At 63.9% G+C, this 12505-nt stretch carries 11 protein-coding genes; 8 read left to right on the top strand and 3 right to left on the bottom strand.

The window, feature by feature from the left end; translation table 11 throughout:
• Positions 1-20: 20 nt before the first annotated feature.
• The 3 genes from PKKP23_RS04200 to PKKP23_RS04190 form a co-directional block, all read right to left on the bottom strand.
• Positions 21-830, bottom strand: a complete 810-nt coding sequence (locus tag PKKP23_RS04200; RefSeq protein ID WP_126875916.1) for an NAD-dependent epimerase/dehydratase family protein — start codon at positions 828-830, stop codon at positions 21-23.
• A 71-nt stretch (positions 831-901) separates the two neighbouring features.
• Entirely contained in the window at positions 902-1639 is a 738-nt protein-coding gene (locus tag PKKP23_RS04195; protein ID WP_017773573.1) for a GntR family transcriptional regulator, read from the bottom strand.
• A gap of 142 nt (positions 1640-1781) precedes the next feature.
• Positions 1782-3521 carry an IlvD/Edd family dehydratase gene (locus tag PKKP23_RS04190; RefSeq protein WP_126875915.1) on the bottom strand — a complete coding sequence of 580 codons (1740 nt, stop codon included), beginning with the start codon at positions 3519-3521 and terminating at the stop codon, positions 1782-1784.
• 119 nt (positions 3522-3640) lie between these two features.
• Here PKKP23_RS04190 and PKKP23_RS04185 point away from each other — a divergent pair, with 119 nt between their 5' ends.
• The 8 genes from PKKP23_RS04185 to PKKP23_RS04150 all read left to right on the top strand — a co-directional run bounded on the left by PKKP23_RS04185 (position 3641) and on the right by PKKP23_RS04150 (position 12491).
• Positions 3641-4642, top strand: coding sequence for a 2-hydroxyacid dehydrogenase (locus tag PKKP23_RS04185; RefSeq protein WP_126875914.1), 1002 nt, complete (start codon positions 3641-3643; stop codon positions 4640-4642).
• 98 nt (positions 4643-4740) lie between these two features.
• Positions 4741-6027, top strand: coding sequence for an MFS transporter (locus tag PKKP23_RS04180; RefSeq protein WP_126875913.1), 1287 nt, complete (start codon positions 4741-4743; stop codon positions 6025-6027).
• A 68-nt stretch (positions 6028-6095) separates the two neighbouring features.
• A complete protein-coding gene (locus PKKP23_RS04175; protein ID WP_126875912.1) occupies positions 6096-6881 on the top strand; it encodes an SDR family oxidoreductase in 786 nt (261 codons plus the stop codon).
• Between the two features lie 50 nt (positions 6882-6931).
• Positions 6932-7639 carry a ribonuclease activity regulator RraA gene (locus PKKP23_RS04170; RefSeq protein WP_017773578.1) on the top strand — a complete coding sequence of 236 codons (708 nt, stop codon included), beginning with the start codon at positions 6932-6934 and terminating at the stop codon, positions 7637-7639.
• A 385-nt stretch (positions 7640-8024) separates the two neighbouring features.
• The gene (locus PKKP23_RS04165) at positions 8025-9443 is read left to right on the top strand and encodes an MFS transporter (protein ID WP_126875911.1); all 1419 of its coding nucleotides are present in this window, start codon (positions 8025-8027) and stop codon (positions 9441-9443) included.
• A gap of 68 nt (positions 9444-9511) precedes the next feature.
• The gene (locus PKKP23_RS04160; protein WP_126875910.1) at positions 9512-10324 is read left to right on the top strand and encodes an N-acyl homoserine lactonase family protein; all 813 of its coding nucleotides are present in this window, start codon (positions 9512-9514) and stop codon (positions 10322-10324) included.
• A complete protein-coding gene (locus PKKP23_RS04155; protein ID WP_240658733.1) occupies positions 10325-11122 on the top strand; it encodes an SDR family oxidoreductase in 798 nt (265 codons plus the stop codon).
• Position 11123: 1 nt separating this feature from the next.
• Complete coding sequence (locus PKKP23_RS04150) at positions 11124-12491, top strand: MmgE/PrpD family protein (RefSeq protein WP_126875909.1); 1368 nt, start codon at positions 11124-11126, stop codon at positions 12489-12491.
• Positions 12492-12505 lie beyond the last annotated feature (14 nt).

Below are 12505 nucleotides of genomic sequence, written 5' to 3'. Positions count from 1 at the left end.
CGCTGCGATGCCCGCGATGGTCAGTCGATAGCCTCGAGTTTTCCGGCGAATTCGGCGAGACAGCCGAAACCGCCGTGAAACAAGGCCTCGCGTTCGTCTTCGTGCGTGCCCGGGGCGAGGATCGCAGCGGCATAGCGTTCGGCATCGTCCTGCGGCTCGTAGCCGAGAAAGCGCACGTTTGCGTTGTCCCAACGGTTGCGAGCATTGTTGGACACGCCGTAAGCGACGATGAAGTGATACGCCGGATAGTCGATCGCGCGACGCACGAGTTGGACCATGTCGCGATGACTGATCCAGGTGTAGAGATGGCGGGGCGCCGTGGGTCGGTCGTCCGGACGGAACGACCCGATGCGCAGGCAGGCCACCGAGAGCCCGTACTTGTCCGCGTACAGCCGCCCAACCGCTTCGCCGAATACTTTCGACATGCCATATCGGCTATCGGGACGCGGCATGACTTCATCGTCGATCATCCGGTCGCGGCGGTGAAAGCCCACAGCGTGATTGGAACTTGCAAAGATCACGCGCTTGACGCCCGCCATACGCGCTGCTTCGAACACGTTGTAGCAGCCTTCGATGTTCATGCGGCGAATGTTGTCCCACGTGTCTTCGTCGGGAATGCCGGCAAGGTGGACCACACAGTCGATTCCTTCCATTGCCTGCCTGAGTTGCGCGGGGTCCGTGATATCGGCCGTCACGATTTCTTCGCCCGGCTCCGCGGGGGCTTGCGGCGCGATGTCGGCCAGCCTGATCAGCGGGTATGAGCCCTTCAGCCCGCGTCGCAAAGCCCGGCCGATGTGGCCGGCCGCACCGGTTATCAAGATTCGGTTCATTTCAGTTCTCCTGAGTAAAGCGCCATTGCCGGGAGCAAGAAAGCCGCCCGGCGTTGGAGCCTGCTACGGGTCTACTGGTCGATGTTCGCGCCCGCCGTGGTGCCTGCGCGGCGGTGATACGCATCGAGATAAGCATCGCGGGCCGGAACCAGGTGGTCGCGGCAGAGTTCGACCAGTCTGCCCTGATCATTGCCGGCCAGCGCCTTCAGCATTTCGTGGTGTTCGCTGCGGGCTTTTTCGAGGTAGTGCGGAAAGAGCAGCGACGCCGAGCGAATGGCATGCGTACGGCGCTCGTATTCGCGAATGGCTTCGGTCAGTGCCTGGTTGTCGGACAGTGCGAACAGCGCGCGGTGAAAAGCCATGTTCGAGCGGAACACGCCGCGCAGGTCGCCGGTCTGCGCGGCGGCGTCGTGCGTCTGCTGGATTTCGACCAGTTCTGCGAGTTGTTCCGGCGGCACCGGCAGCTTGATACGTGAAGCCGCGCTGGTTTCCAGAATTTCCCGCACCGAGTACAACTCCATCACCTCGCGCGGCGTGTACGACTTCACGAGCGCACCTACGTTCTTGCGCCGCTCGACGAGGCCGCGCTGCTCGAGTTCCGCGAGCACGAGCCGCGTGACGTGACGCTTGATCACGAAGCGTTCGCACAGATCGTCTTCCACAAGGCGTTCGCGCGGATGCAGCGCGCCCAGCACGATTTCCTCTTCGAGCGTATCGGCAACGCGTGCCACGGTGAGGTCGATGTCGCGGTCGCGCGCCGCGGGGCGCTGCAACGCGGGGCTGGGCAGGTCGGGAGAGGCGTTTTTCATATCGACGGGGAAAGGAACGTAACCCGGGTTACCTCGAAGGAGGCCAGCAGTATATAGACAATTCTGCCTGCAAATCCTCGTGCGCGACGCACCTCGCGGCCAGTTGCGGGCGATGCGGGAAAGCACCTGTCTCATCTCGCGGTCAACCACGCGGGCGCGGAACCTTGACGGTCATTTCCGTCGCCGCGAGAAAGTCGAAGTCGCACCCCTTGTCGGCCTGCGTGATCGACGAGAGGAACAGCTTGCGATAACCGCGCTCCTGCGACGCCGCCGCATACGGCGGCTGCTCCGCGGCACGCCGCCGAAGCTCTTCGTCGCTGACGAGCACGTCGATCGAGCGATTCGCAACGCTCAGGCGAATGCGGTCCCCGCTGCGCACGAGTGCGAGCGGCCCGCCGATTGCGGACTCGGGCGTCACGTGCAGCACGATGGTGCCCGCCGCGGTGCCGCTCATGCGGCCGTCCGAGATGCGCACCATGTCTTTCACACCCAGCGTGGCGAGCTTCTTCGGAATCGGGATATAGCCGGCTTCGGGCATACCCGGCGCGCCGATAGGCCCGATGTTCTTGAGAACGAGCACGTCGTCTGCCTCGACGTCGAGTTCGGGATCGTCGATGCGGCGCGCCAGGTCTTCTGCGTTTTCGAACACGACGGCGCGTGCTTCGTGCTCCATCAACTCGCGATTCGCTGCGGACTGCTTGATGATTGCGCCACCCGGAGCGAGATTGCCGCGCAGCACCGCCACACCGCCCTGCGGAAAGATCGGCTGGTGAAGCGGGCGCACCACGTCCTGCGGGAAGCTTGCGGGCGCAGCGTCGAGTTCTTCGCCGAGCGTGCGGCCCGTCACCGTCAACGTGTCGAGGTGCAGCAACGGCCGCAGTTCGCGCAGCACAGTAGTGAGACCGCCGGCCTTGTGCAGATCTTCCATGTAGTGCTTGCCGGAAGGCTTCAGGTCGACGAGCACGGGCGTCTCGCGCGCCATGCGGTCCATTTCGTTCAGGTCGATCTCCACGCCAAGCCGCCCGGCGATGGCGGTGAGATGAATGATGCCGTTGGTCGAGCCGCCAATCGCGAGCAGTACGCGCAGCGCGTTTTCAAACGCTTCGGGCGTCAGGATGCGTTCGGGCGTGAGTTTCTGTTCGATCATCGCGACCGCCGTTGCGCCCGTGCGTTCGGCAATGCGGATGCGATCGGCCGTTACCGCCGGCGCGCTCGCGCCGCCCGGCAGCATGATGCCTAGCGCTTCGGCGATGCAGGCCATCGTGCTTGCCGTACCCATGACCGAGCAGGTGCCCACGGTTGCGACAAGCTGGCTGTTCACCTCGTCGATTTCATGTGCGTCGATTTCCTGCCCGCGAAAACTGGCCCAGAAGCGCCGGCAGTCGGTGCATGCGCCCACGCGTTGGCCGCGATGCGAGCCGGTCAGCATCGCGCCCGTGACGAGCTGGATGGCCGGCACGCCGGCCACGGCCGCACCCATCAACTGGGCGGGCACGGTCTTGTCGCAACCGCCGATCAGCACGATCGCATCCATGGGCTGCGCGCGGATCATCTCTTCCGTGTCCATCGACATCAGATTGCGCAGATACATGCTCGTGGGGTGCGAAAAGCTCTCGCCTATCGAGATGGTCGGGAAATCGACAGGCAGCCCGCCCGCCAGCATCACGCCTCGTTTCACGGCCTCGATCAATTGCGGCGCGTTGCCGTGGCACGGGTTGTAACCGCTGCCCGTATTCGCGATGCCGACGATGGGGCGCGAAAGCGCGTCGTCGGTATAGCCCGCGCCCTTGATGAAGGCCTTGCGCAGAAACAGCGAGAAGCCTTCGTCGCCGTAGTTCGTCAGCCCTTTCCTCAGTCCCTGCTTCTCTGATTTCTTGTCCATAATGTCATCGATAGGATTATCAATAATTCTTGACGACGATCTTATCCACTTTTATAGTGGGCCGCAAGTCAACGTGCTGGCGTGTGGCGCCACCGTGCGCAGCGAGCCTGGAGAGTCATGTGAAGAAGCATGTGGTGCTGTACAGGAAGGTGCCCGAAGACGTCGTGCAAAGCCTGCGTCGAGAGTTCGACGTGACGGCCTTCGACGACGTCGACAACGCCAACCGCACGCGATTCGTCGAGGCGCTGGGCAGCGCGCACGGCATCATGGGCAACACGCTCAAGATCGGGGCGGCGCTGCTGGAGGCGGCCCCGCGGCTGGAAGTGGCCTCGACCATCTCCGCCGGCTACGACGCTTTCGACGTGGCCGCACTCACGCAGCGCGGCATCGTGCTCACCAACACGCCGGACGAAGTCACCGAAACCACCGCCGACCTCGTGTTTGCGCTGCTGCTGGCAAGCGCGCGACGGGTCGTGGAACTGGCGAACTGGGCGTCGAGCGGGGCGTGGCGCGCTCAGGTGGAAGAACGCTATTTCGGCGTGGACGTTCATGGCCGCACGCTTGGCATCGTCGGTCTGGGACGTATCGGCGAGGCTGTGGCGCGCCGGGCCGCGCTAGGTTTCGGCATGCGTGTCCTCTATACGAAGCGAACGCCGCATCCGGTCGCCGAGTCGGCTTATGGCGCGCAACGCCGGACGCTGGACGCGCTTCTTGCCGAATCCGACTTTGTTTGCCTCATGGTGCCGCTTTCGCCCGAGACGCATCACCTCATCGGTGAGCGCGAGCTTGGCTTGATGAAACGGGATGCAATCCTGATCAATGGTTCGCGTGGACTCGTAGTGGACGAGTCCGCGCTTGTCGCTGCGCTGCAGAACGGCACGATCCGCGGCGCGGGGCTCGACGTATTCGAGCGCGAACCGCTGCCGGCCGGCTCACCGCTCTACACGCTTCCCAACGTTGTCGCGCTTCCGCACATTGGCTCGGCAACCCATGCAACACGCGCGGCCATGGCGCGGCAGGCGGCGCGCAATCTGATTGCGGCGCTCGCCGGAGAACCCGTGGCAACGACCGTCAACCCGGAGGCACTCGAGGTTCGGCGTGCGCGTACTCCGGCCGCTTGAGCCGTTCGGCGTTTAGTACGGGTATGAAGCGTGGCGCGTTTTTCGAGTCTGTCAGATTGCTTTAATTATTCAGTAAACCAAATTAAATGGAGACGCAGATGCGCGGCAGGTATCGATTCACCGTGGCGGGCTTACTGTTCGCCGCCGGCATGATCAATTACATGGATCGCGCGGCGCTTGGTGTTGTCGCGCCCGTCATCAGCAAGGAACTGAGTCTTTCACCGTCGCAACTCGGCGTGATATTCAGCAGCTTCTTCGTAGGCTATTCAATCTTTTCATTCGTCGGCGGGCATCTGGCTGACCGGTTCGGGCCGACGCGCGTCTTTTCGTGGGCAATGGGCGTGTGGTCGCTGCTCTGCGGCCTCACGGCCGCTGCCACCGGTTTCGCATCGATGTTCGTCCTGCGGTCGCTGTTCGGTTTCGGCGAAGGCCCCATGAACTCCACCACGAATCGCGCCATCACAAACTGGTTCCCGCGCGACGAGACTGCAACGATGATCGGCTTCACGTTTTCGGGCCAGACCTTCGGCAATGCGCTGGCCGGGCCACTGGTTGGGCTCGTGGCCGTCGCGTTCGGCTGGCGCGTTTCGTTTGTGGTGGTAGCCGTGCTTGGCTTCGTGTGGATTGCTGTCTGGCGGATTTGGGTGACCGACACGCCGGCACAGAATCGCCATGTGGGTGATCAGGAACGCGAACTGATCGAACGCAGCCGCAAGACCGTGCAGGCACACGAGGCAAGCGAAGAAGGGATGGCGCTGCGCGCGTATCTGCTGCGTCCGAGCACGCTTGCGCTGGGCGTCGGTCTTTTTGCCGTCAACTACACGTTGTTCATTTTCATTTCGTGGCTGCCCAGCTACTTCACGAGCGCGCTTCATCTGAACCTCACGCAGATGAGCCTGATGACCGCCATTCCCTGGGCGTGCGGCGCCATCGGCTACTTTGGCGGCGGTCTTGCTGCCGACCTGTTGTTCAAGCGCATGGCGAACAAGCTGCTCGCGCGCAAGCTCGCAGCCGTCGTGCCGCTGGCCTTGTCGGGACTCGCGATGCTGGCGGTCAGTTTCGTCACCTCGACCGCGCCCGCCGTATCGCTGGTCGCACTCGCCGTGCTGTTCCTGACTGCTTCATCGCAGGCCGTATGGGCGGTGGTTCACGAACTCGTGCCCGGCACGCATCTTGGCGCGGTCAGTGGCTTCGTCCATCTGATCGCCAACATTTCGGGCATTGTCGGACCCACGCTCACCGGGATCGCAGTGGAACATTTCGGCGGCTACAGCAGTGGATTCGCGTTGGGCGCGACGATCGACCTGATCGGCGTGCTGGCGATGACGTTTGTGGTGCGCAGCCGCGGCGGCATGCGTCCCGTGACGTCAGGCGCTGCGATGTAAAGGGCGCGCGGGAAGATACGTCGTGCGCATGGGTGAAAGTCTGGTGGCCAGGCGGCCGGGGGAATGGAATGGATCTGGGTTTGCGTAACAAGACTGCGCTGGTGTTGGGCGGCGGCGGTGGATTGGGTCGGGCAATTGCGTTGTCGCTCGCGCACGAGGGAGCGAACGTCGTGCTCGCGGATGTCGACGAAACCGCGCTGAAGCGCGCGGCGCAAGAAGTCGAGGCAGCCGGGGCTCGCACGCTCTCTCTGCAATGGGACCTTGGCGACCTGGCCGCGATCGAGCGGCACGTTGCGACGATCGAAGCGGAATTCGGCGGAGTGGACGTGCTCGTCAACAACACGGGCGGGCCCCCGCCAACACCGGCCTCGGGGCAACCCGCCGAGGCGTGGCAAAAGTATTTCGGCTCGATGGTGCTGTCCGTCATTGCGATTACCGACCGCGTGCTGCCCGGCATGCGTGCCCGCAAATGGGGGCGCGTGATTACGAGCGCCTCTTCCGGCGTGGTCGCGCCCATTCCGAATCTTGCGATGTCGAACGCGCTGCGGCTCTCGCTCGTTGGCTGGTCGAAGACACTGGCGCGCGAGGTCGCGCGCGACGGCATAACGGCCAACATCGTGGTGCCCGGACGTGTGGCGACGGACCGCATCCGCTTTCTCGACGAAGCGAAAGCCGGGCGCGAAGGGCGAACCGTCGAGGCCGTGGCCGCCGAGAGCACGTCGTCTATTCCCGTTGGCCGCTACGGCGAGCCGAAAGAGTATGCGGACGTCGTCACGTTCCTCGCAAGCGAGCGGGCCTCGTACATGACGGGCGGCGTCATTCGCGTGGACGGTGGGCTCATTGCCGGCATCTGAAAAGCCGCTTCGTTCGGTATCCAAAGTGTTATGGGGAAGGAGAGCGTTTCATGTCAGTTGATCAGAAAATTCTTGATGCGTTGTCGGGCGTGACCACCGCGACGCTGACTACGTTGCTCCTGAAAAAGGGGCTGCGCAACGTATGGATTCGCGGCGCCATGCCGATTCGGGCCGGGCAGCCGCGTGTTGTGGGTCGAGCATTCACGTTGCGTTTCGTGCCGGCGCGCGAGGACCTCGCCACGCCCGAATCGTGGTCGTCGCCGCGTTCGACTCGCGCGGCCATCGAGGCTATGCCGTCGGGCTGCGTGGCAGTGGTCGATGCGATGGGCGTAACCGACGCCGGCATATTCGGCGACATTCTCTGTGCGCGCATGCAAAAGCGCGGTGTGGCGGGGCTGGTGACCGATGGTGTGGTGCGCGACGTGGCAGGCGTACTCGGCACGGGTTTGCCGGTGTGGAGCCGCGGCGTTGCTGCGCCGCCTTCCGTCGCGGGGCTGACTTTCGTGGGCTGGCAGGAGCCTGTTGCCTGCGGCGGCGTAGCGGTGTTCCCGGACGACCTGATTGTGGTCGATACGGACGGCGCAGTCGTGGTTCCCGCAGCGTTCGTCGACGATATGGTTGCCGCAGCGCCCGAACAGGAGCGGCTGGAAGGCTGGATCATGCAGCAGGTGGACGCAGGGGCTGCGCTGCCCGGCCTTTATCCTCCGAACGAGGAGAACAAGGCGCGGTATGAGGCCTGGAAGCGCGGGGGCCACTGAAAGAGGGCTGATTCACGACGAAGCGGCTCGTCATTCGAGGCTGCACTGGCCCGCACAGGGCTTTCACCAGAGATCGCCGGCGGCGTCTTGTACGCCGGCATTGCCGACACGCTGCGCAGCAGCACGGCGTTCATCGCCGCCTTCCCTTGCCGGCGCGCGCGGCCGCGCCGGTCTTTCACCGAACTTTCTCCAATCGCACCCGCTGCACGGCAGGTCTTGCCGCGTTGCGCCGCAATCATTGACTTGTGCGATCGTTCACTGCTCGGCCACCTCTTATATTCTTGACGGATTGTATGACAAGAATATAATCTCTCCCATGCTTGCGCTGGCCGGTCTGTCATTGCCTGCGTGCGGCGCCATGACCATAACGAACCGGAGACAGCAAATGTACGGTGATGCAAGTGTCGGAGCACGCCTGGATGGGCTGCCGCTCTCGCGTTTCCATTGGCGTCTGCTCGGGCTGATCGCCGCCGGCATGTATTTCGATTCGTTCGACATCTACATTGCGGGCACCGTGCTTGCCGCGATGATTCACAGCGGCGAATCGACACTCCGCCTGAACGCCACCTTCGTTTCGGTCACGTTCATCGGCATGATGACGGGCGCGTGGCTCTCCGGCTGGCTGGGTGACCGCTTCGGCCGACGCTTCTGCTACCAGTTCAACCTGGGCATCTACGGATTTGCATCCATTGCCGCCGCGCTTGCGCCTTCCATCTACTGGCTGATCGCATTCCGTCTCGTGATGGGAATCGGGATGGGCGCGGAGATCGTGGTTGGCTACGGCACGCTCAGCGAGTTCATTCCGGCGTCATGGCGTGGGCGCTTCGGCACGATCCTCAATCTCATCATCAACACGTCGCTGTTTCTCTCGACGTTCCTCGGCTGGTTAATCGTGCCGCATTATGGTTGGCGATGGATGTTCGCCATCGCGGGCTGTGGCGCGCTCGTGGTCTGGTTTCTTCGCAAGTCGATGCCCGAATCGCCGCGCTGGCTGGCAACGCACGGGCGTGCCGAAGAGGCGCAGCGGATCGTGGAACGCATCGAGGCCGAGTGCGGTGCGTCGTCTGGGCACGCAGCAACGCACGCGGCAGCAACGGCCACGGCAATCGTCACGGTCTCTCACGAGAGCCGCATGGGTGACTTGTTCTCGCGCCGGTTGCTCGCGCGAACCGTCACCGCCGTTGTGGTTCTCGTCGCGCTGTTCGTCGTGAACTATGCGTTCGTGAGCTGGATTCCAACGTTCCTCGTCAAGCAGGGGCATAGTGTTTCGAGTTCGCTCGGGCTCACCGCCGTGATGTTCGCGGGCGGTCCCATCGGTTCGCTGATCGCCTTCTGTCTTGCCGAACGGCTTGGCCGCAAATGGGGCATTGTGCTGTTTTCACTCGTGTGCGCGGGCTTCGGCGTAGCGTATCCGTACGCGCAGTCGGCAACGGCGATTGCGGCACTCGGCTTTGCCATCACGGCGTGCATCTACGTGCTGTCGTCGTTTAGCGTTGCCACCTACGTGCCAGAGTTGTTTCCAACCGCATTGCGACTGCGTGGTTCGGGCCTTGCCAACACGGCGGGCCGCGCTGTCAGCATCTTCGTGCCGTTCGCGGTGGCGGGTGCATTCACGCACTTCGGCATTGGCGGCGTGCTGGCGCTCATTGTCGGAACGCTGCTGACGCAGGCACTGATCGTCGGTCTGCTCGGCACTGAAACGCGACGACGCTCGCTGGAGTCGATTGCAGCGGACGTTGCCGGTCCCACGAGCGAGACGGAAATGACGGGTAGGCCGGGCGGCGCGCCGGCGGCCATCGAATGACGCCTCGCGACAACGCGAGCAACGACCTGAGCAGTGGCACCCATCAACAACGCAAGGACGGACGAGACATGGAATCACCGGGCGAGAACTACCGCATCTACGCAGTCAAGTACGCGCATTTCGAACGCCGTTCACGCGATAACTTCATTGGCGGCGATTCTCATGACGTGCCCATGCCGCTCGACTATTTCGTGTGGGCAGTGGTGGGCGCGCAACGCACGTTCATCGTGGATACCGGGTTCGATCAGGCGATGGCCGACAAGCGCGGGCGCACCATCACGAACCCCGTGGAGCACGGCCTCGCGAAGATCGGCATTCGTGCAGACGAGGTGGAAGATGTCGTGATCACGCACATGCATTACGACCATGCCGGCAATCATGGGCTGTTTCCGCGTGCACGCTATCACGTGCAGGACCGCGAAATGGCCTACTGCACGGGCCGCTGCATGTGCCACCATGCGCTGAGCCATCCGTTCGAACCGGAGGATGTGAAGTCGATGGTAGGGCGCCTTTTCGCTGGGCGCGTGAAGTTCCACGACGGTAGCGCGGAACTCGCGCCAGGCCTCACCGTGCACTGGGTCGGCGGGCATACGAACGGCCTGCAGATCGTGCGCGTGCAAACGGCTCGCGGCTGGGTGGTGCTCGCATCCGACGCTTCGCATTTCTACGCGAACATGCAGGAGGAGCGGCCGTTTCCCGTCGTCTACAACGTAGGCGACATGATCGAAGGCTACGAGACCGCGCATCGCCTTGCCAGTTCGCCGGATCACGTGATTCCGGGCCACGATCCCGCAGTGCTCGCGCGCTATCCGGCACATGATGCCGAAACGGAAGGCTGGATCGTGCGGCTCGATCTCGCACCTCGTGTTGAGGGGCAATAGATGGCACAACCAGGCATGTTGCGCGGCAAGGGCGCGCTTGTCACCGGATCGTCGAACGGTCTCGGGCTCGCAATAGCGAAGGCGCTTGCGGGCGCCGGCTGCGATGTCGTGCTGCACGGTCTGGACGCACCGGGGGACGTGGCGCTCACGGTGTCCCGTATCGCGTCCGAATTCGGCGTGGAATGCCGTTACGTACAGGCCGACCTCGCGAATACGTCGGGCGTGGATGCGTTGATCGACACAGCGATGCGGCAATTGCGCTCGCTCGACGTGCTCGTGAACAATGCCGTGGTCCGCCATTTCGCGCCGCTCGACGCTTTTCCGATAGAGCGATGGAACGCCGCGCTCGCGGTGAATCTGACCGCTGCTTTGCGGGCAATCCAGCTGGTGCTGCCGCGCATGCGCGAGCGCGGCTGGGGGCGCATTCTCAACATGACCTCCGTGTACGGCACGCGCGCCGTCGCGAACCGCGTCGACTACGTGACGACGAAGACAGCGTTGCTCGGGCTCACGCGCTCGGTGGCGATCGAGACCGTGGGCCAGGGCATCACCTGCAATGCGCTTTGTCCGGGCTCCGTACTCACGCCGAATATCGATGGACGCATTCGTGAACTGATGGCGGCGCGTGAGCTGGATCGCGACGACGCGGTGCGCGAGTTTCTGAAGGGCAAGCAGCCGGGCGGCGAACTGATCGATGCGGCGCACGTCGGCGAGCTGGCCGTATTCCTGTGCGGGCCCGCAGGAAGCCAGATCACGGGCGCGCTGATGCCTATCGAAGGAGGCTGGCTTGCAGGCTGACATGAATGCAACCCGGCCTTCACACGAGGTTGCCGTGACGCAGGCGCTGTCCCGTGTCGTCAGTACGGCGCAGTGGGGCGACATTCCGCGCGAGGTGCGTCACGAAGCGAAGCGCGCACTCGTCAACTACTTCGCCGTGGCACTCGCGGGCGCGCGCGATCCGATGATCGATAAGGCGGTTGGCGTCTATGGGCGCTTTAGTGCCGGCAGTTACGCGACGATCATCGGCCGCGACGAGCGCATGGACATGCTGAATGCCGCGGCGCTGAATGCGATGAGCGCGAACGTATTCGACTTCGACGACACGCATATCCCCACGATCATTCATCCCACGGCGCCGATTGCCGCTGCGCTGTTCGCGCTGGCAGAGTGCCGCCCTATGTCTGGGGAGGCTTTGCTGCTTACGTTCGTGACGGGTGTCGAGGTGGCGTGCCGTATTGGCAATGCTGTGTCGCCGGAGCATTACCAGCGTGGCTGGCACATCACATCGACATGCTGCGTGTTCGGCGCGGCTGCCGCCGTTGCGCGGGCGCTCGAACTCGACGCTATGCAGACCGGTTGGGCGTTGGGTCACGCGTCAGGCCAGGCGGGCGGACTCGTGGAAACGCTCGGCACGATGTCGAAGAGTGTCAGCGTGGGGAATGCGGCGCGTAACGGCATGCTCTCTGCACTGCTCGCAAAGGAGGGGCTTGCCGGCCCCGACGCGCCGTTGGAAGGCCAACGCGGATTTCTCGCCGTGGCATGCACGCGCGCTGAGACACGCCGTATTACCGAAGGGCTCGGGCGTGAATGGGCGCTGCTGTCGAACACCTACAAGCCGTACCCGTGTGGTGTCGTGCTGAATCCGGTGATAGACGCGTGTCTTGACTTGCGCCGCGATGCCCGTTGGACGCTGGATGAGATTGAACGGGTGGAGATCGTGGGCCATCCGCTGCTGCGCGAGCGTACCGATCGGCCCCATGTGCGCACGGGCCGCGAATCACAGGTCAGCGCGCAACATGCCGTCGCGGTCGCGCTAGCGCGTGGCAGGGCGGGACTCGCGGAATTCAGCGACAACGCGGTCAGCGATCCCGCATTGCGCGCGTTGGGTAACCGGCTGCACTTTATCGACGATCCTGCGTGGCCCGTTGAGGCCGCGCAGGTGACGCTTGTGTTTCGGTCTGGGAAGCGCGTGACGCATCGCGTGCTGAACGCACGCGGCGGCCTGGCTGCGCCGCTCGCGGACGTGGAACTGTCCGACAAGCTTTATGAGTTGGCAGCGTACGGTGGCTCAGGCGTCGCAGCACAGCCGCTCCTCGACCTGCTCTGGAAACTCGACACCGCGCCCGACGCCGCAGCGCCGATGCGCGCCGCGCGGACGGTGCCGTGATGCAACCGCTTTTC

The organism is Paraburkholderia kururiensis JCM 10599 = LMG 19447, from assembly GCF_003986935.1.
Lineage (GTDB): Bacteria > Pseudomonadota > Gammaproteobacteria > Burkholderiales > Burkholderiaceae > Paraburkholderia > Paraburkholderia kururiensis.
The sequence above is the reverse complement of the archived record's forward strand: the minus strand, read 5'-3'. Positions and strand labels throughout refer to the sequence as shown.

Excerpts from the sequence above, each read along its gene's own strand:
- PKKP23_RS04200 (WP_126875916.1), bottom strand. The coding sequence starts at position 830 with ATGAACCGAATCTTGATAACCGGTGCGGCCGGCCACATCGGCCGGGCT.
- PKKP23_RS04195 (WP_017773573.1), bottom strand. The coding sequence starts at position 1,639 with ATGAAAAACGCCTCTCCCGACCTGCCCAGCCCCGCGTTGCAGCGCCCC.
- PKKP23_RS04190 (WP_126875915.1), bottom strand. The coding sequence starts at position 3,521 with ATGGACAAGAAATCAGAGAAGCAGGGACTGAGGAAAGGGCTGACGAAC.
- PKKP23_RS04180 (WP_126875913.1), top strand. The coding sequence starts at position 4,741 with ATGCGCGGCAGGTATCGATTCACCGTGGCGGGCTTACTGTTCGCCGCC.
- PKKP23_RS04175 (WP_126875912.1), top strand. The coding sequence starts at position 6,096 with ATGGATCTGGGTTTGCGTAACAAGACTGCGCTGGTGTTGGGCGGCGGC.
- PKKP23_RS04170 (WP_017773578.1), top strand. The coding sequence starts at position 6,932 with ATGTCAGTTGATCAGAAAATTCTTGATGCGTTGTCGGGCGTGACCACC.
- PKKP23_RS04165 (WP_126875911.1), top strand. The coding sequence starts at position 8,025 with ATGTACGGTGATGCAAGTGTCGGAGCACGCCTGGATGGGCTGCCGCTC.
- PKKP23_RS04160 (WP_126875910.1), top strand. The coding sequence starts at position 9,512 with ATGGAATCACCGGGCGAGAACTACCGCATCTACGCAGTCAAGTACGCG.
- PKKP23_RS04155 (WP_240658733.1), top strand. The coding sequence starts at position 10,325 with ATGGCACAACCAGGCATGTTGCGCGGCAAGGGCGCGCTTGTCACCGGA.
- PKKP23_RS04150 (WP_126875909.1), top strand. The coding sequence starts at position 11,124 with ATGAATGCAACCCGGCCTTCACACGAGGTTGCCGTGACGCAGGCGCTG.